This window comes from Vibrio chagasii (assembly GCF_024347355.1).
Lineage (GTDB): Bacteria > Pseudomonadota > Gammaproteobacteria > Enterobacterales > Vibrionaceae > Vibrio > Vibrio chagasii.
This window is the reverse complement of record NZ_AP025465.1, coordinates 2,612,791-2,630,849: the sequence shown is the minus strand read 5'-3', so window position 1 is coordinate 2,630,849 and position 18,059 is coordinate 2,612,791. Positions and strand designations below refer to the sequence as shown.

The following is an 18,059-nucleotide window of genomic DNA, read 5'->3' as shown; positions in this document are numbered from 1 at the left end:
AGCTGAATCAACAAGGATTCATAGATGAGCCTGAACTTTCTAGAATTTGAAAAGCCTATCGCTGAACTTGAAGCAAAAATCGAAGCGCTACGTGACGTTTCGCGTCACGGTGGTGACACAGCGGTAGATCTAGACAAAGAAATCGAACAACTAGAGAAAAAAAGCTTAGAGCTTAAACAGAAAATCTTTAGCGACTTAGGTGCATGGCAGGTTGCTCAACTTGCTCGTCACCCACAACGTCCTTACACAAAAGATTACCTGGAGCATGCATTCACAGAGTTTGAAGAGATGGCGGGCGATCGCGCTTACGCTGATGACAAAGCAATTGTGGGTGGTATGGCTCGTCTAAATGGCCGTCCTGTTATGGTTATTGGTCACCAGAAAGGTCGCGAAACTAAAGAGAAAGTGATTCGTAACTTTGGTATGCCAAAGCCAGAGGGTTACCGTAAGGCACTTCGCCTAATGGAAACCGCTGAGCGTTTCAACATGCCTATCATTACTTTCATCGATACGGCTGGTGCATACCCAGGTGTTGGCGCTGAAGAACGTGGCCAGTCTGAAGCTATCGCTAAAAACCTTAAGGTTATGGCAGGTCTTTCTGTTCCTGTGATCTGTAACGTTGTGGGTGAAGGCGGTTCTGGTGGTGCACTAGCGATTGGTGTTGGTGACTACGTGAACATGCTTCAGTACTCTACGTACTCAGTAATCTCTCCAGAAGGTTGTGCTTCAATCCTATGGCGCGATTCAGATAAAGCACCACAAGCTGCTGAAGCGATGGGCCTAATTGCTCCTCGTCTTAAAGAGCTTGAGCTTATCGACGAGATCATCCCTGAGCCGCTAGGTGGCGCACACCGTGATCCAGTGCAAACAGCTCAGAACATGAAAGACATGCTAGTGAAACAGCTAGAAGAGCTAGAGCAGTTTGATAACGAAACGCTTCTTGAGCGTCGTTACCAGCGTCTAATGAGCTACGGTTACTGCTGATAAGCTGCCTTATTCGAAGGCGGACTTTATGTAACAAGATGATGAAAGGGTTGGACTCAGTGCCAACCCTTTTTTATTATTTAAATATTACCTTTCAAACACCTTCTTGGTTCATTAAGCCTCATGACTCACTTAATCGAAACGTTTACCTCTGTATTTGACCAAAGCGCAATCAAGCCTAAGCGGCTGGTGGTTGCCTTTAGTGGTGGGGTTGATTCACGTGTGTTGTTGGAGTTAGCTGCGCATTACGCCAAAACTCATGGCATCGATTGTCAGGCAATCCATGTTCATCATGGCTTGAGTGATAATGCGGACCTCTGGGCTGAGCAATGCCAAGCGTGGTGTGATGATTTGTCAGTGCCTTTGGTAGTGGAGCGTGTCTCACTGGATGTTCATAGTGGTGAAAGTATTGAAAAGCTCGCTCGAGACGCCAGATATAACGCCTTCAAATCGCATCTGCGACAAGGGGATGTGCTGGTTACTGGGCAACACGTCGATGATCAAGTCGAGACTTTTCTATTAGCGTTAAAGCGCGGCAGTGGTCCTAAAGGCCTCTCATCGATGGCGAAAGTGATGCCATTTTCAGGTGCTTATATTGTTCGTCCTATGCTGTCTGTGACCAGAGCAGAGATTGAAGCGTTCGCTCGCCGTATGGGGTTAACTTGGGTTGAAGATGAAAGTAATCAGGATGTGCGTTTCGACCGTAACTTTATTCGCCACCAAGTGACTCCGGTGCTGACCGAGCGTTGGCCCAGTTTTCGAGAGTCTGTCAGTCGCAGCGCTCAGCTCTGTGCCGAGCAAGAGATGTTGCTAGATGAGCTATTAGCTTCTCACTTGCAACAAGCCCTCGGTGATGACCAGAGCTTGAGCATAGAGGTTTTATCTGAGCAATCTGCTTTACTAAGAGCGCGCTTGTTGAGAATGTGGTTAGGTCATTGCCAGCAAGCGATGCCGAGCCAAAAGCAACTCCAGCTTATCTGGGAGGAAGTAGCGTGTGCTCAGCATGATGCTAACCCTAAACTGGTGTTAAACGACGTTGAAGTTAGGCGTTTTAATCAAAAACTCTATTTGGTTCGAGAGATTAAAGATCTATCGGGCTGGCAAGGTGATATTGCTGTTGGCGGAAAGTTGCTTCTGCCTGATGGCTTGGGAGATGTAAGCTTACACGCAGGGGTATCTGAATCCGAACCTGGTCGTCGGGTACAAACGTTCAGTTTACCAGACCAAAACGCGGTATTACGTGTTACCTTTAATCCTGAAGGTTTATCGGCGCACCCAGTTGGGCGTGGACATAGCAGGAAGCTCAAGAAGCTGTTTCAAGAGTACCAAGTGCCTAGCTGGCTGAGGCGCAGAACGCCTATATTAATGGATGGTGATCGAGTGATCGCTGTTTTAGGATTATTCGTAGATAAAAACTACGATGGTCAAGATTGTGAAGCGCTTTGGAGCAACTAGAAAAAGTTTGTGTCACAATTCTATGTCACTTTAATAAAAATAATTAATGGAATATGCAATGAAGAAAATTACACTAGGATTAGTTCTTGGACTTGGACTATTGAGTGGTAACGCTCTGGCAGGTGATGTTGCTGCAGGACAAGCAAAAGCAGCAGTATGTGCAGCTTGTCACGGTGCTGACGGTATCGCAGTGATCCCGGGTTACCCAAACCTTAAAGGTCAAAACGAGCAATACATTGCTTCATCAATCAACGCATATAAGAACGGCCAGCGCACCGGCGGTTTGGCTGCTGTAATGCAGGCTCAAGCTTCAATGCTCAATGATGAAGATATTGCTAATTTAGCTGCTTACTACGCAAGCCTTAAGTAAACCCTTCTTAAAGCACAGATTAAACAATACGATGAATTTCGAGCCAGAGCTTTAAAGCTCTGGCTTTTTTCATTGAATGTTTACTATAGCTATCCGATAATGAGCCATTCGCACAGTTTAAGGGATGAACATGAAAAAGATTGAAGCCATTATCAAGCCATTCAAACTTGATGATGTACGTGAGGCGCTTGCAGAAGTGGGCATTACGGGTATGACGGTCTCTGAAGTTAAAGGTTTCGGACGCCAAAAGGGTCATACTGAGCTATACCGTGGCGCAGAGTACATGGTCGACTTTTTGCCTAAAGTTAAGTTAGAGATCGTTGTTACTGATGAAGTAGCAGACCAATGTGTTGATACCATTATCGAGACGGCTCAAACTGGTAAAATTGGCGACGGTAAGATCTTCATCACTGACGTTGAACGTGTGGTACGTATTCGTACTGGCGAAGAAGACGAAGACGCCGTATAAAAAAACTATTACCCTAAAAGGAGCGTTTATCGCTCCTTTTTCATTTCTGGTAGGGTGCTTTATGTTCAAGAAAACCATCATAGTTATCACATTACTGATAACACTGGCTGTTGTTAGTTTTCACTTTATTTTCGTGATCCCAAATAAGCCCAATCTTATTACGTCTTCTCCAAATACCAGCAATGACATCTACAGTTGCTACCAAAACTCTGAACCTAAAGCGCTGGATGTGTCTGACGGCTTAAGCCTCACAGTATGGAATATTTATAAGCAAAATCGCAGTCATTGGCAGACGGAACTCAATAAGCTGATAGCGGGAAGCGATTTAGTATTGCTGCAAGAAGCCAGTATGACGGATGGACTTCGTCAGTGGGTAACGAGTGGCCAATGGGGAAGTACTCGAGTCAATGCGTTTGAGGCATTTGAAAAAAGTGCTGGTGTGCTCAACCTCGCGACTCATTTGCCTATCGAGGCTTGTGCTTATACTCATGAAGAGCCTTGGTTGCAGTTACCTAAGTCTGCTCTATGGTCCCGTTACAAGTTGAGCAATGGTGAGGAGTTGGCGGTGATCAACATTCATGCTGTGAACTTTACCTTTGGTACTGAAGATTATGAAGCTCAACTCAAGAGCTTAACCGACAATCTACAAAAGTATCGTGGGCCAGTTATTTTTGCTGGTGACTTTAATAGCTGGAGTGAGGCTCGTTTTACCGTATTGAAAGAGGCATTGGAAAAGGTAGGCTTGGCGGAGGTCGCTTTTGAGCCTGATAACCGCACTCAGTTCATAACGGGGTTAGTGCTAGACCATGTATTTTATCGTGGGCTAGAGGTAGAAAAAGCAAAAGCGCCCATGACGGACGCTTCTGATCATAATCCAATGTTAGTCACTTTTAAGGCTAAATAGCGTAAAGATAAGACTCAGTAACGGTTATCTACGAAACTAAAATGTAGATAGCCCAGATTAGGTAATAGCCAATCCACGGCAAGCCTGAAATTACCAGTGATTGTCCACGCTCAAACTCTGTCCACGTTAATACCGCTGCGTAACCAAGTACGATGTACCAAGGCAGTAGCAGTGGTAAAGAGCTAGCAAATTGTGACCAATCACTTGTAAGCGGCAACTTGATTAAGCCGTTTAAGCTGTTCAAGTCAGCGGCGTAGTTCATCACATGACCGTGCTTTAGGATTAGACTTGCGTAGCTCGCAATATCACCTAAAACTGCAGGGAAGATGATAACTGATGCTGCTGCAAACCATCGCCAAAAGCTATGCTGATGTTGGCTTGGTTTGGTTGCAAGGTTAAACCAAAATGCCAAAAGAACGATAGTGAGCGTGCGGCTAAACACATCGCTGATAATTTCACTGGCAAGTAGAGTATTACTATCAAGTAACGCCAACTGGTCTGGGTTTGTTTGAGCTAATTGCTTAGATAGCTCAGCACTTAACCAAGCAAAATCTACATTCGAAAAATAAGCACCCCAAAATAAAAATGGGCTGAGCATTAATACGACGTAGGGTTGCCATCCCCAAGCACTTCGCTGATAAAGCGCTAAGAAACAAGCTGTTGGTGAACGGAATATATCCAACAGCATGACGAGTGGGTTACTTGACGGGTTCATACACTTACCTTAGTTACATCAACATACAGCTTGAGTTTTTGTCCTGGCTGTAAGTATTTCTTGTTCAGCAAAGTGTTCCATTTTACAACATCTGAACTTTTTACCTTGAACTTTGATGCTATACCGCTGACTGTGTCACCTGATCTTACGCTATAGAAGATAGTTCGGATGATGGCACCGTCAGAACCGTTCTTCCAAATGACCAACTCTTGACCAACTCGTAACGTGTCGCGTGGGCCCATACCGTTCCACTTCGCTAGTGACTGGTGAGATACCTTATTGGCACGCGCAATGGTCCATAAGCTGTCACCACTTTTTACTTTGTGGGTTAGCTTATATTGACCGCGACTCTTTGACTGTGTGCTTGCTAGGCGGTTAGAAGCGCTGAGTGCGTAAGTCTTATCGTCTTTGGTCGAGGTTGGGATCAGTAGATGTTGACCAATACGAATGTTGTTGTTGGTTAAACCGTTCGCTGAGCGAATCACTTTGCTGGTGGTGTTGTATTTGTTTGCCAGTACGCTGATGCTGTCGCCAGATTGAACCTTGTAACGTACTAGCTTCATGCCTTTGCCTTTGTTGGCCGTGACTTCTTTGTTGAATTTTTCAACTGAGTCTAGGGGAAGCAGTAATTGTTGGTGTTTTTCTGGTGCCGTCGCCCACTGGTTATAGGCAGGGTTATAGCCTTGCAGTTCTTTTACTGGAATGCCTGCGTAGTTAGCTGCGATTGCTAAATCCAGTTGCTCTTCTGGGTTAACTAGAGTTAGTACTGGCTTGTTTGGAATTGCAGGAATATCAATGCCGTACTTTTCTTGGTTGGCAATTACGTCTGCCAGTGCCAGCAGTTTAGGTACGTAGCTGCTAGTCTCTTTCGGCAGGTCTAGTGAGAAAAAGTCGATTGGTTTGCCAAGCTTCTTGTTCTTACGAATTGCGCTGTTTACACGACCACCACCACTGTTGTATGCCGCGATTGCGTGTTGCCAGTCGCCATCAAAACGTCTGTTTAGGTCGGTTAGAAAACCTAACGCAGCATCGGTTGAAGCGGCAACATCACGGCGGCCGTCGTACCAGAAGTTCTGCTCAAGTCCGTAGTCTTTACCCGTGCCAGCGAGGAATTGCCATAGACCAGCAGCACTGCCGTGAGAATAAGCAAATGCGTCGAACGAGCTTTCAACAACCGGCAGCAATGCCAGTTCTAAAGGTAGGTCTCTTTCTTCGATCTTGGTGGTGATCAAGTAAAGGAAAGGCTCAGCTCGCTTGGAGACGGTTTTTAGATGACTAGGGTGTTTTAGATACCAAGTTCGGTAGTAGTCGACCTTCTTTTGGTCTGGTACTTCCATTTCAAGTTGCATCGCAATACGTTTCCAAACATCTTCTTGTGTTTGTGGAGTAACGACAGGTGCTTCAACTTTTTGTTCTTCTTTGGTCGCTTCAGGTGAAACGTTCGCTTGAGAAACTTCTGTATGAGATGTGTTGGTTTGCTCGGAAGCTTGGTCTGGATTCTCTGACTGAGTTAATTGGCAACCAGATAGTAGTAATACCAAAGCCCAGCTGTACTTAACTCGCATGCTACAGCCTTTTTAATAAACGGCCGATGATAATACTTGCCACTCCCTATAAGTGACAAGTCTGTATTTGTTAAAATTCGTTCTTCCACGCACGTAAAGCGGTAAATACCGACAAAGGATCGGTCTGTTCAGTGCGATTAGATACTGATTTCACTACACTTGGTTCGGTGTAGCGCAAGAAAGGGTTCACAAACTTCTCTTGTCTCAAATTTGTGGGGATGGTCGACTTATTTTGTGCGCGAAGTCGGTTCACTTGGTCGCGATATTGCTGCAAATGTTGGTTATCTGGCTCAACTGCAAGTGCGAAAGCGATATTGGCTGCTGTGTACTCATGTGCACAATAGACTTCGGTTTCTTGAGGAAGCGCCGTAATCTTATTTAATGCATCAAACATCTGTTGCGGAGTGCCTTCCATGATGCGACCACAGCCCGCTGAGAACAGTACATCGCCACAGAATAGCTTTGCATCACCAACGTAACCGATATGGCCCGCCGTGTGCCCGCTTAACCCAAGAACCAAGAATACTTCGCCAAACAACTCCAGTTGGTCTCCATCATCCACTGGGTGTGTCAATGTTGGGATAGGCTCATTCTTCGGGCCTACAACATCAACACCTGGGAATTGCCTAACTAACTCTGGAACGCCACCAATGTGATCGTGGTGGTGGTGCGTAATCAAGATTGCATCTAAAGTTAGCTCATGGTGTGCTAAGAACTCTAATACTGGAGCTGCATCGCCGGGGTCGACGACAGCACAACGGCGATCGCTATTTTCAATCAGCCAGATGTAATTGTCGTTAAATGCAGGTATGCTTTTGATATGTAACATTATTGGTTCTCCAGTCACTTTCAGTGCGACAGAATAAGTGAGACAGATTATTGATGAAGCCAGCACGTAGCAGAAAGAAGTTTGAGCGTCCTTACACTTGGGCACAATTGCACAATGGGGACTGGTTGAGAGAATCAATTCAAACTCGACTAGATGAGTGGTGTCCAAAGTTATTTGGTTACCATATGCTCAAGCTCGGCGGTCTCAGCAGTGAGATTTCTAGCTGCACATGCAACATTCAACATCAAGTAAACCTAGATATCCAGAACCCATTACATAATGTGATAGCGGATGGCTATAATTTGCCCTTTTTGGAGAAAAGTTTTGATGTTGTGGTACTGAGTCATCAATTAGATTATAGCAATGACCCACATCGGTTATTAAGAGAAGTCGACCGAGTGATGATGGACGATGGCTACATTATCATCACCGGCTTTAACCCATTCAGTGTCACAGGGCTTGCCAGTTTAATGCCTTGGCGTAAGAACAGTTTACCGTGGAGTGGGCGAATGTATACGCCAAGTCGTGTAAAAGACTGGTTGGGCGTTCTGAACTATGAAGTGATTCATTGTGATACTTATGCATTGTTCCCGATGAGTAAGTATCAAGCGATGTGGACCTGGCTTGAAAATGCTTTGGGAGGTTGCGCCTCATTTGCTGGAAGCCAATACTTTATTGTCGCTCGCAAGCGCACCTATCCACTTAAGCCTATTAAGCCACACTGGCACCTCAAACGACGCTTCTCTCCGGTCGGTGCAAGCTTTAGAACAGATACTCGCTGCACGTTGCATTCCATTCGTGCGCTGCGCCCGCTAAAAACAGAAAAAGCCGACTCGTAGTCGGCTTTTTGCTATCGGATATCTTTATCCGTTCCCAATATTAGCTTGGCTGATAGCCTGTGTCTTCTTGGGTTGGGTTTTCGGCAGCGGTACGCGCCAGCTCATCACACATTTCATTTTCTCGGTGACCTGCGTGTCCTTTCACCCAGCGCCAATCGACAGTGTGGCGTGCTGTCTCTTTATCGAGTTTTTGCCAAAGATCAGCGTTTTTTACCGGTTTTTTGTCGGCGGTTTTCCAGTCACGCTTTTTCCAGTTATGTATCCACTGAGTGATGCCTTGACGAACGTATTGGCTATCGGTGGTCAGAATCACAGAACACGGCTCTTTTAGGGTTTGCAGTGCAACAACAGCAGCGAGCATTTCCATGCGGTTGTTGGTCGTTAGGGTGTAGCCTTGCGCGAGCGTCTTCTCTACTTTCTTGTAGCGAAGTACGATGCCGTAGCCGCCAGGCCCTGGATTGCCTAAACAAGAACCATCAGTGAAAATTTCAACTTGTTTCGTCATGATTTGATACTATTACCTCAAGCACATTATCGGCATAGTCTGACACAGTTATCCTTATGAATACCAGTAGCACTCCAGAACAAACCGCGAACGAAAAAAACAGTTCGAATGAAAACAAGCGCATCGTCGTACTCGATACCGAAACAACCGGTATGAATACCGAAGGTGGTCCTCACTACATGGGTCACCGCATCGTTGAGATCGGTGCCGTAGAGATCATCAACCGTAAGTTAACTGGACGCCACTTCCACGTTTACATCAAGCCTGATCGCGCTATTCAAGAAGAGGCGATTGGCGTTCACGGTATTACTGATGAATTCTTGGTTGATAAGCCGGAATATCAAGACATCCACAAAGAGTTTCTCGACTTCATCAAAGGCGCTGAGCTGGTGGCTCACAACGCGCCCTTCGATACCGGCTTCATGGACTACGAGTTTGAGAAACTGGACCCTACTATCGGTAAGACAGAGGATTACTGTAAAGTTACCGATACCCTGGACATGGCGAAAAAGATATTCCCGGGTAAAAGAAACAACCTAGATATCTTATGTGAACGTTATGGCATCGATAACTCGCACCGTACCCTTCACGGCGCTTTGCTCGATGCGGAGATCCTAGCCGACGTCTACTTATTGATGACGGGCGGACAGACGTCACTGCAATTTAATGCTGGTCAGCAAGAAGGCGGCGTAGAAAGTATCCGAAGAGTAGAAAGTGGTCGAAAATCCCTAAAGGTTTTACGAGCAACGGCCGATGAAGTAGAAGCGCATCAAAGTCGTTTAGATCTCGTCGAGAAAAGCGGAAGCTGCCTCTGGCGTCAGTAGGGAGAAAGTATGTTAAGGGTATTGGCCACCGGTTGTTTGCTGCTGTTAAGCTTTAGCTTGCACGCGGCAACAGAATCCGTAATGAGTTTATTGGACAACCGATTCCGAGTTGATCCCAGCATAGAACAAATTACCTTTATAATTTATCGAGCCGATAACTCTAAACCTGTCGTCTTAGTTCGTCCTGATGGCAAGAAATACTACTCTTGGCGTAACGCTGATAATGTCCGTTGGTATGAAGAATCCTCAATGGACATTGTCTCTATTGATAAGCCGATGCCGGGCCCATGGCAAGCGGTAGGTAAGGTCTCTCCTAAGAACAATATCAAGCTACTGTCTCATCTTGTTTTGGATGCGAATGAATTTCCAAACAAGCTGTACCAGACAGAGCGTATTAAATTCACTGCCCGTCTCACCTCTGATGGTAAGCCCTTGGTGCTGCGTGATTTCCTTGATCGAGTGAAGCTCAAGGTGACGTTTACTAAATTTGTCGAAAACGAAGAATCTTTAATGAGAGAAGCGCGCCCAGTCCCTGTTGTGATGGGTGAATTTGCTGACGATGGCGTTGATCTTGATGAAAAAGCAGGGGACGGCGTCTTCACTGTATCTTTACCTATCGATATAGAGCCGGGCAAATACCGCGCGCGCATCACTTCCGGCAATGGCGTGTTTTTACGAGCGCAAGAACAAGAAGTTTTGGTTTATCCGACACCTATCACCACCACCTTTATCCAGTCTCGCAAAGATGGCTTACCTCATACGATCGTGGTCTCTGGCGAGCAGGGAATGATAGAGCCGAGTTCGTTAGCGGTGCACGTTGAGCATAAAGCACCAGATGAATACGTGATGTACAAGCAAGGGCAAGCAGATGTCGATGCGATGAAGGTGCCTTTGGAGATCCCTTATAATGGTGAACTTGGGATTTATAACTGGTCTGGAATGGTTTATGCCACCGATGCTTCTAGCCAGCGCCCATTGACGTTCCCTATTTCCGAGCACTCTTACAGTGTGGTTCAAGATATTGATTTAGCGGAATCCCGCCGCCTGCAAGAAGAAGCGTTAGCCGAGCAAAAGCGTATCGCTACTGAGATGATGATACTCAAGAAGCGAGAAGAAGACAGACAACGCAGTATGATTATTATTGGGGTAGGTAACGTGGTTGCTATTCTATTGGGTCTACTGATTTGGTTTGTGGTTCGTAAAGTGACTGCCAAGAAGATAGCTCAACCAGAGATGCAACTTAAGTCTCCTAAGTAACCATCTGCTTGATTGAGTTATTTTGAGAGAGCTACTCAATCTCGCACTCGGAACATGTGACAGTTCATCATATCTAGAATAAAAAAACGGGACTCATAGGAGTCCCGTTTTTTTATAGCTAAATCTAGGCTACGTTATCTATCGATTGGCCCGGATACTGGGGCTTTGCTGCTAGTTCCTCTGGCGAGAAGTCATCAACGTTGATGGTGTACAGTCGATGTTGCTCTGCACTCTCTAACAGTGCCGCTTCTTTCTCAGTCAGAATGCCTTTCTCAAGACCTAATTGAGCGACCAAATCCAGTCGTAGGAAGGCGCGTTTCTGATGCGTCTCTTTACAGACTTTGTCGAACAGAGGCTCAGCTTGAAGAATAACCTCCAATGCTTTCTCGATCTTACCTACGGCATTGTACTGAGTATCCGCTAAGTATTGACCACGGCCGATACGTGAGCGTGTTGCACTCGGTGTTTGTAGGATGTGTGCAACTTTGCTGTCCAGTTTGTCGTTTGGTGCGCGGCGAATACGGCCAAATGGCATCAATACAACACGTAGAAGGCGTCCAACCACTGGGTTAGGGAAGTTTGCTAAGAACTCATCAATTGCCACTTCAGTTTGACGCAAGCTGTCTTGCATACCCCAGTGTACTAGCGGTAGATCTTCTGCATTGCTGCCTTCGCTCTCAAAGCGTTTTAGTGTTGCAGAACCAAGGTAAAGTTGACTCAGGATATCACCTAGACGGGCAGATAGACGCTCTCTACGTTTCAGTGAGCCGCCTAATACAGCCATTGAAATGTCAGACAGTAGCGCTAGGTTAGCACTGTAACGGTTCAGCTGTTGGTAGTAGCGCTTTGTCTGCTTATCGGTGTTATTGGCAGGTGTTGGTGTGTCCGAACCACGGCCATCAGTTAAACCAAACCACAAACTACGAACTAGGTTACTTAGCGTAAAGCTAACGTGCCCTGCTAACGCTGAATCAAACTTGTCTAGAGCATCGCTACTTTCAGAGTAAGCCGCTTCCATTTCATTAAGTACGTAAGGGTGACAACGAATTGCACCTTGACCATAGATGATCATCGAACGAGTCAGAATATTTGCACCCTCAACGGTAATCGCAATCGGAGAGCCTTGGTAGCCACGAGCTAGGAAGTTAGATGGACCCAAGCAAATACCCTTACCACCTACGATGTCCATTGCATCGATGATGCTGCGTTGACCACGGTGCGTACAGTGATACTTAACGATTGCAGAGATAACCGAAGGTTTTTCACCAAGGTCAATACCAGCAACGGTCAGGTTACTTGCTGCATCCATGACATAAGCATTACCACCGAGGCGTGCTAGTGGCTCTTCAACCCCTTCCATGCGACCAATTGGTTGTTTGAATTGGCGACGGATACGAGCGTAAGCGCCCGTTGCAAGTGCCGCTGTTTTGATACCACCCGTTGAGTTTGATGGCAGGGTGATACCACGGCCAACTGACAGGCATTCAACCAGCATTCTCCAACCTTGGCCTGCCATTTTCTGACCACCAATAATGAAATCAATAGGAACGAAAATATCGTTACCTTGAGTTGGACCATTTTGGAAAGGAACGTTAAGCGGGAAGTGGCGGTTACCAATCTCCACACCTTTCAAATCGGTTGGGATAAGGGCACATGTGATGCCAAGGTCTTGTTGGTCACCCAGTAAGCTATCTGGGTCACGCAGTTTAAAGGCCAAGCCAAGTACGGTCGCAACTGGTGCGAGAGTGATGTAGCGCTTGTTCCAAGTTAGGCGCATGCCTAGAACTTCTTCACCTTGCCATTCGCCTTTACATACCACACCGTAGTCTGGGATAGAGCCAGCATCAGAGCCTGCTTCTGGGCTAGTTAGGGCAAAACAAGGGATCTCTTTACCTTCTGCCAAGCGTGGAAGGTAGTGGTTTCTTTGTTCTTCTGTGCCATAGTGTTGCAACAGCTCACCTGGGCCTAACGAGTTAGGTACACCAACCGTTGATGAAAGGACGCTGGAAACGCCCGTCAGCTTCTGTAGAACCAAAGATTGAGCGTAAGCTGAGAATTCTAAACCGCCGTATTTTTTCTTGATGATCATGGCGAAGAACTTATGGTCTTTCAGGTATTGCCACACTTCTGGCGGTAAATCTGCAAGCTCATGGGTGACTTGGTAATCATTGACCATTTCACACACCGTGTTTACCGGGCCGTCTAGGAAGGCTTGTTCTGCTTCAGACAGTTTTGGATCAGCGATGTTTTGTAGCTTTTTCCATTCAGGCTTGCCTTTAAATAACTCTGCTTCCCACCAAACGGTGCCGGCTTCCAGTGCTTCTTTTTCTGTCTGAGACATTGCCGGTAGTACTTTCTTAAATACAGAAAGCGCTTTTTGGCTGATGAGAGTTTGACGAATGGCTGGGACAGCAAAAATAGCAACTGCTAATAGGTAACAAAGCCAGCCAGTAACCGCTACGTCACCGAATAGCGTTAAAGCTAACATCGTTCCAGTTAATGCGATTAATGCGCGTACCAAGTTAACTCTGTGGTAGAGACAGACACCTAAGATAGCTGTCATGCCGAGTAGGGAGAGCAATATGTTCATGATCGATTTCCTTTTCAGAGATCACTTATTGTTATTAAGTTTTAGGTAAGAGGTCTAACCAGTCAAGTGTAAACAAAATATTAAATATTTGTAAAACTCAAAGTTGGGTAAAAAGTGATCTGAGTAGAGTTAAAGTTCTAATTGTGAGAGGTTGGTGGCGATTATTTGGACGAATCGGCGATGACTGACTAATTAAGGTGGCAATCTTTGGGCTTAAGTGTCGACACTATTTCATGTTTGTGGGTAAACTCAGGTAAAAGAGGGAAAAAACCTCAGCTCTCATGTCGCGCACGTTAAGCTGCGTCATAAAAATAAGAGATAAGCCTTATGTACCAAGACCTAATCAAAAGTGAATTGAACGAAGCTGCTGACGTTCTTAACAAGTTTTTGAGTGATGAACATAACATTGCTCAAATTGAAGCGGCGGCAAAACTGATTGCTGACTCATTCAAACAAGAAGGTAAAGTGCTTTCTTGTGGTAACGGTGGCTCACACTGTGATGCAATGCACTTCGCAGAAGAACTGACTGGCCGCTACCGTGAAAACCGCCCAGGCTACGCTGGTATTGCGATTTCAGACCCTAGCCACTTATCTTGTGTAAGTAATGACTTCGGCTACGACCACGTATTTTCTCGTTATGTAGAAGCGGTTGGCCGTAAAGGCGATGTGCTATTCGGTCTATCAACGTCTGGTAACTCAGGCAACATCCTAAAAGCCATTGAAGCAGCCCAAGCGAAAGGCATGAAGACTATCGCTCTGACTGGTAAAGATGGCGGTAAAATGGCAGGTTGCGCGGACATTGAAATCCGTGTACCACATTTTGGTTACGCAGACCGCATCCAAGAGATTCACATTAAGATCATCCATATTGTGATTCAGCTTGTCGAAAAAGAGATGGAATAACAGTTTTACAGACATATAGAGCCTAGGTTTGTGGCTCTATTGGTTTTAATAGGGAGTAGATTAAACCATGTGTGAATTGCTCGGTATGAGCGCGAATGTGCCAACGGATATTTGTTTTAGCTTCACTGGTCTTATGCAGCGCGGTGGCAATACTGGCCCACATCGTGATGGTTGGGGGATCACCTTTTATGAGGGCAAGGGCTTTCGTACCTTTAAAGATCCTAACCCTAGCTGTGAATCTAAGATAGCTGAATTGGTTCAAAACTACCCAATTAAAAGCCAAGCTGTTGTCAGCCACATCCGTCAAGCCAACCGTGGTGGTGTTAATCTAGAGAATACACACCCTTTCACTCGTGAGCTTTGGGGAAGATACTGGACCTTTGCTCACAATGGCCAACTATCAGATTACGATGACTTAGTGAGTGGGCGTTTTAGACCGGTTGGTGAAACTGACAGCGAGCGTTCATTCTGTTGGTTACTTAAGCAACTGGAAGAGCGTTTCCCTGAACCACCACAAGACATGGAAGGTATGTTCCGCTTCGTTGCAGAGTGTTGCGACAAGCTACGAGAGAAGGGCGTTTTCAACATGTTGTTGAGCGATGGCGAGTACGTAATGACATACTGTACCAACCATTTGTACTGGATTACGAGACGCGCGCCTTTTGGTAACGCGAGCTTGATCGATGAAGACGTCGAGATTAACTTCCAAGAAGAAACCACACCGAATGATGTGGTGACGGTAGTGGCTACTCAACCCCTCACTGGTAATGAAGAGTGGTTTAGAATGAAGCCGGGTGAATACGCCTTGTTCCATTCAGGTGAATTGATTGGCAATAATCACAAAGAGCTGGAAGATGTCGCTTATGCTCCTAAAAAGGTCGCAAGCCAAGCGCCTACTGAACCATTGAGCTAAACGTCTCATTACTTGATTCGATAAAAAAGGCCGTTAACTGCACTCGTCAGTTAACTGCCTTTTTGTATTTTCGATACTACTCTTCAGCGTAACCGTGTTTGCCTAGTACTTTTCCGTCTAACACCGCTTGTCCATCAACCATAGATAAACGGTCTTCTGCAAACCATTTACAAACCATCGGATAGATTGCGTGCTCTTGAGTGAGTACTCGCCCCGCCAGCAGCTCGGCATCATCGTCCTCAAACACAGGGACTTTGGCTTGTAAGATAACAGGACCACCGTCAAGCTCTTCTGTTACAAAATGCACACTCGTTCCGTGTTCTTTGTCTTTGGCATCAATTGCACGCTGGTGGGTATGTAAACCCGGGTATTTAGGCAACAGAGAAGGGTGGATATTGACCATTTTTCCTGCGTAATGACGAACAAATTCTGAACTCAAAATACGCATATAGCCTGCCAGTACGATTAAGTCTGGTTGATAGGCGTCGATCTGAATCATCAGCTCATGATCAAACTCTTCACGCGAGCCGAAATCTTTTGGATTCACTGAGCGTGCATCGACGCCAGCATTTTTTGCTCGTTCTAAGCCGAATGCTTCTGCCTTGTTTGAGAAGACAGCTTTGACTGAAGCATCAATCATATTGCTATCGCAAGCATCTAAGATCGCCTGCAAGTTACTGCCGCTTCCTGAAACTAACACAACGATATTTTTCTGAGACTGAGTGGTTTTCTGAGAGTGATTGTTTTTCATAAAGTGGGTCATATGATTGATTAACTGGAGTTTATACCAATCACAGTAAGTAAGTGCTCATAAATAGCGCAGGAAAAAGGCTTGAGAACAAGGCAGAGATTTTAGATAAGTAGTTATCCTACAATCAAAATTTCTAACGACGTGATCGAGCGTTTTAACAAGCTAGGATGACCAGTTACTTACTACGATTGGTATCTATATTACCTACATAAACTAAGGTTTTCTGCGGGCCAAATAGCAAAATGAGGACCATTAGGTCCTCATTGATTAACTAATTAAGTGAAGTGCTCACTTAGTTGATTTCAACTTGCTCTTCGCCTGCTTCCGCGTTCGCGATCTCACCGATAACCCAAGCGTTTTCACCTTCAGCTTTCAGTAGTTCAACAGCAGCGTTTGCTTGGTCTTTAGGTAGAGCAACCACAAGGCCTACACCACAGTTGAAAGTGCGGTACATTTCAAATGTTTCCACGTTGCCTTTCTCTTGTAGCCAGTTGAAGATAGCAGGCCATTCCCAGCTCTTACCATCAATCACTGCTTTAGTACCTTCAGGAAGTACGCGTGGGATGTTTTCCCAGAAACCACCACCAGTGATGTGCGAGATAGCATGAATGTCATGCTCAGCGATCATCTTAAGTGCTGATTTGATGTAAATCTTAGTTGGTTCTAGTAGGTGTTCACCGATAGTGCGACCTTCTAGCTCTTCATTCTTATCAGCACCAGAAACTTCTAGAACTTTACGAATTAGAGAATAACCGTTTGAGTGTGGACCACTTGAGCCAACAGCGATAAGTGCGTCGCCTGCAGCTACTTTAGTACCGTCGATGATGTCAGCTTTTTCTACAACGCCAACACAGAAGCCAGCAACATCGTAGTCGTCGCCTTCGTACATGCCCGGCATTTCAGCGGTTTCACCACCGATAAGTGCACAACCAGCTTGCACACAACCTTCAGCGATGCCAGAAACAACGTCTGCTGCTGTGTCTACATCTAGCTTACCTGTTGCGTAGTAGTCTAGGAAGAATAAAGGCTCACCACCTTGAACGATTAGGTCGTTCACACACATTGCCACTAGGTCGATACCAATGGTGTCGTGTTTTTTCAGATCCAAAGCAAGGCGAAGTTTAGTACCAACACCATCAGTACCTGAAACAAGTACTGGCTCTTTGTATTTCGTTGGAAGTTCACATAGGGCGCCAAAGCCACCAATACCGCCCATTACTTCAGGGCGACGAGTGCGTTTTACTGCACCTTTAATACGGTCTACTAGTGCATTACCTGCGTCGATATCAACACCAGCGTCTTTGTAGCTTAGAGAAGAAGTATTACCACTCACGGGATAGTCCTCGAACTTAAGTTGGATGTGAAAACGGCGCTATTCTAACAGGGCTTGAATATGAAGAGCAAACGTTTGCGCGGTTTTTTTTATTAGAATAAAGATTCTTAAATAACCACAGAGTTCGTGTATAATCTACAGGTTTGTTTAAATATTGCCGGAGTTGGAAATGAAAGTTGTTGAAGTGAAACACCCGCTAGTAAAACATAAAATTGGCCTGATGCGTGAAGGTGAGATTAGCACTAAGCGTTTTCGTGAGCTAGCGACAGAAGTGGGTAGCCTTCTAACATACGAAGCGACATCAGACTTTGAAACTGAGCGTGTAACTATTAATGGTTGGGACGGCCCAGTTGAAGTTGACCAAATTAAAGGTAAGAAAGTAACAGTAGTGCCAATCCTGCGTGCTGGTCTAGGCATGATGGACGGTGTTCTAGAGCACATCCCAAGTGCGCGTATCAGCGTTGTTGGTATCTACCGTGACGAAGAAACACTTGAGCCAGTACCATACTTCAACAAGCTTGCATCTAACATCGATGAGCGTATTGCTCTAGTGGTAGACCCAATGCTTGCAACAGGTGGTTCTATGATCGCGACTATCGATCTAATGAAAGAGAAAGGTTGTAAGCACTTTAAGATTCTTGTGCTTGTAGCGGCTCCAGAAGGTATCGCGGCTCTAGAAAAAGCGCACCCAGATGTTGAGCTTTACACTGCTGCAATCGATGAGAAGCTAAACGACAAGGGCTACATTGTTCCTGGTCTTGGCGATGCTGGTGATAAGATCTTCGGTACTAAGTAATTCGGTTTTTAGATTAAGTGGGTTCCGTTGTTTTAATTTACTGAATTCACTTAATTA

General features: G+C 45.6%; 18 protein-coding genes. 11 read left to right on the top strand and 7 right to left on the bottom strand.

The genetic code is table 11. The annotated features are described in order from the left end of the window. The first annotated feature begins 24 nt into the window (after positions 1-24). The 5 genes from accA to OCV52_RS11995 all read left to right on the top strand — a co-directional run bounded on the left by accA (position 25) and on the right by OCV52_RS11995 (position 4,182). The gene (gene accA, locus OCV52_RS12015; protein WP_008224015.1) at positions 25-984 is read left to right on the top strand and encodes an acetyl-CoA carboxylase carboxyl transferase subunit alpha; all 960 of its coding nucleotides are present in this window, start codon (positions 25-27) and stop codon (positions 982-984) included. A 123-nt stretch (positions 985-1,107) separates the two neighbouring features. Then, positions 1,108-2,439, top strand: a complete 1,332-nt coding sequence (gene tilS, locus OCV52_RS12010; protein ID WP_137407897.1) for a tRNA lysidine(34) synthetase TilS — start codon at positions 1,108-1,110, stop codon at positions 2,437-2,439. A 58-nt stretch (positions 2,440-2,497) separates the two neighbouring features. Continuing rightward, positions 2,498-2,809 (top strand): c-type cytochrome, encoded by a 312-nt coding sequence (locus OCV52_RS12005; protein ID WP_004738608.1) that lies wholly within the window; start codon positions 2,498-2,500, stop codon positions 2,807-2,809. A gap of 130 nt (positions 2,810-2,939) precedes the next feature. After that, the gene (gene glnB / locus OCV52_RS12000) at positions 2,940-3,278 is read left to right on the top strand and encodes a nitrogen regulatory protein P-II (protein WP_004738609.1); all 339 of its coding nucleotides are present in this window, start codon (positions 2,940-2,942) and stop codon (positions 3,276-3,278) included. A gap of 61 nt (positions 3,279-3,339) precedes the next feature. Next, on the top strand, positions 3,340-4,182 hold the full coding sequence (locus OCV52_RS11995) for an endonuclease/exonuclease/phosphatase family protein (protein WP_137407896.1): 843 nt from the start codon (positions 3,340-3,342) through the stop codon (positions 4,180-4,182). Between the two features lie 28 nt (positions 4,183-4,210). On the opposite strand, the gene OCV52_RS11990 is transcribed toward OCV52_RS11995, so the two are convergent. From OCV52_RS11990 to gloB, 3 genes are all read right to left on the bottom strand, one after another. After that, positions 4,211-4,897, bottom strand: a complete 687-nt coding sequence (locus OCV52_RS11990; RefSeq protein WP_137407895.1) for a YIP1 family protein — start codon at positions 4,895-4,897, stop codon at positions 4,211-4,213. After that, a complete protein-coding gene (locus OCV52_RS11985; RefSeq protein ID WP_137407894.1) occupies positions 4,894-6,462 on the bottom strand; it encodes a LysM peptidoglycan-binding domain-containing protein in 1,569 nt (522 codons plus the stop codon). The genes OCV52_RS11990 and OCV52_RS11985 overlap by 4 nt, the downstream gene beginning before the upstream one ends. A 70-nt stretch (positions 6,463-6,532) precedes the next feature. Continuing rightward, positions 6,533-7,291, bottom strand: a complete 759-nt coding sequence (gene gloB, locus OCV52_RS11980; protein WP_137407893.1) for a hydroxyacylglutathione hydrolase — start codon at positions 7,289-7,291, stop codon at positions 6,533-6,535. Between the two features lie 53 nt (positions 7,292-7,344). Between gloB and OCV52_RS11975 the strand changes: the two genes are divergently transcribed. Continuing rightward, entirely contained in the window at positions 7,345-8,130 is a 786-nt protein-coding gene (locus tag OCV52_RS11975) for a class I SAM-dependent methyltransferase (RefSeq protein WP_008222934.1), read from the top strand. 40 nt (positions 8,131-8,170) lie between these two features. On the opposite strand, the gene rnhA is transcribed toward OCV52_RS11975, so the two are convergent. Then, on the bottom strand, positions 8,171-8,635 hold the full coding sequence (gene rnhA, locus OCV52_RS11970) for a ribonuclease HI (RefSeq protein WP_008222935.1): 465 nt from the start codon (positions 8,633-8,635) through the stop codon (positions 8,171-8,173). A 56-nt stretch (positions 8,636-8,691) separates the two neighbouring features. Between rnhA and dnaQ the strand changes: the two genes are divergently transcribed. After that, complete coding sequence (dnaQ, locus tag OCV52_RS11965; protein WP_137407892.1) at positions 8,692-9,459, top strand: DNA polymerase III subunit epsilon; 768 nt, start codon at positions 8,692-8,694, stop codon at positions 9,457-9,459. A gap of 9 nt (positions 9,460-9,468) precedes the next feature. Next, positions 9,469-10,716: a TIGR03503 family protein gene (locus OCV52_RS11960; protein WP_137407891.1), complete on the top strand. Its 1,248-nt coding sequence runs from the start codon at positions 9,469-9,471 to the stop codon at positions 10,714-10,716. Positions 10,717-10,840: 124 nt separating this feature from the next. Here OCV52_RS11960 and fadE read toward each other — a convergent pair whose 3' ends face one another. Further along, a complete protein-coding gene (gene fadE, locus OCV52_RS11955; protein WP_137407890.1) occupies positions 10,841-13,306 on the bottom strand; it encodes an acyl-CoA dehydrogenase FadE in 2,466 nt (821 codons plus the stop codon). A gap of 327 nt (positions 13,307-13,633) precedes the next feature. On the opposite strand from fadE, the gene lpcA reads away from it, so the two are divergent. Both lpcA and OCV52_RS11945 read left to right on the top strand, forming a co-directional pair. After that, positions 13,634-14,209, top strand: coding sequence for a D-sedoheptulose 7-phosphate isomerase (gene lpcA / locus OCV52_RS11950; protein WP_137407889.1), 576 nt, complete (start codon positions 13,634-13,636; stop codon positions 14,207-14,209). A 67-nt stretch (positions 14,210-14,276) separates the two neighbouring features. Next, the gene (locus tag OCV52_RS11945; protein WP_063524584.1) at positions 14,277-15,122 is read left to right on the top strand and encodes a class II glutamine amidotransferase; all 846 of its coding nucleotides are present in this window, start codon (positions 14,277-14,279) and stop codon (positions 15,120-15,122) included. Between the two features lie 76 nt (positions 15,123-15,198). On the opposite strand, the gene purN is transcribed toward OCV52_RS11945, so the two are convergent. Beyond that, positions 15,199-15,873, bottom strand: coding sequence for a phosphoribosylglycinamide formyltransferase (gene purN, locus OCV52_RS11940; RefSeq protein ID WP_128159696.1), 675 nt, complete (start codon positions 15,871-15,873; stop codon positions 15,199-15,201). Between the two features lie 292 nt (positions 15,874-16,165). Continuing rightward, the gene (gene purM, locus OCV52_RS11935; RefSeq protein WP_137407888.1) at positions 16,166-17,206 is read right to left on the bottom strand and encodes a phosphoribosylformylglycinamidine cyclo-ligase; all 1,041 of its coding nucleotides are present in this window, start codon (positions 17,204-17,206) and stop codon (positions 16,166-16,168) included. A 169-nt stretch (positions 17,207-17,375) separates the two neighbouring features. Here purM and upp point away from each other — a divergent pair, with 169 nt between their 5' ends. After that, a complete protein-coding gene (gene upp / locus OCV52_RS11930) occupies positions 17,376-18,002 on the top strand; it encodes a uracil phosphoribosyltransferase (RefSeq protein WP_004738627.1) in 627 nt (208 codons plus the stop codon). Positions 18,003-18,059 lie beyond the last annotated feature (57 nt).